This window comes from Staphylococcus sp. EG-SA-2 (assembly GCF_017152085.1).
Genome location: NZ_JACYHC010001258.1, coordinates 1 through 623, shown reverse-complemented (window position 1 = coordinate 623; position 623 = coordinate 1). Strand labels below are relative to the sequence as shown.

Below are 623 nucleotides of genomic sequence, written 5' to 3'. Positions count from 1 at the left end.
CTTCATAAGCAGTACCTATCATACTTAAAGCATCTGCACGATTCGGCGTTAAATCAAATTCCATTACTTGATCATCTAAATATAAAGCTTGTAAGGCATCTGTTCCTGGAACTTGGGATTCACTAAATACATAAATGCCTGATTCAAAACTTTTCGGTATATAATTACTTGAAATACCAATTTCTTGTAACGAACAAATCATACCTTCTGAACGTTCACCGCGTAATTTGGCACGCTTAATTTTAATACCACCAGGCAATCTTCCACCTACTTTAGCAACAATGACATATTGTCCTGCATCAACGTTCGGTGCACCACATACTATTTGTACAGGTTCGTCTTCTCCGATATCAACTTGGCAAACATTTAATTTATCTGCATCAGGATGTTTATCTTTTGACTTAACGAAGCCGACAACTAAATTTTTGATATCTTTTGTGTAGTCAATTAAATCATCCACTTCAATACCTGTGCGCGTAATACGTTCTGCCAAATTACTTACAGAATCATCGATTGTTACATATTCTTTCAACCATTCATTTGATATCAACATTACATGTCACCTCTATCTTCTACCGCTTTAAATTGATCTAAAAATCTCACATCATTAGTATAGAAATGAC

At 34.8% G+C, this 623-nt stretch carries 2 protein-coding genes; both read right to left on the bottom strand.

Annotation, left to right across the window (positions count from 1 at the left end; genetic code table 11):
* The coding region (ytpR, locus tag IDG60_RS20350) for a YtpR family tRNA-binding protein (RefSeq protein WP_346767046.1) at window positions 1-553 on the bottom strand (553 nt) is incomplete at its 3' end.
* Window positions 553-623, bottom strand: a 71-nt coding sequence (locus IDG60_RS23325) for a hypothetical protein (protein ID WP_241013413.1), incomplete at its 5' end; no start/stop codon positions are given. The genes ytpR and IDG60_RS23325, both read right to left, overlap by 1 nt.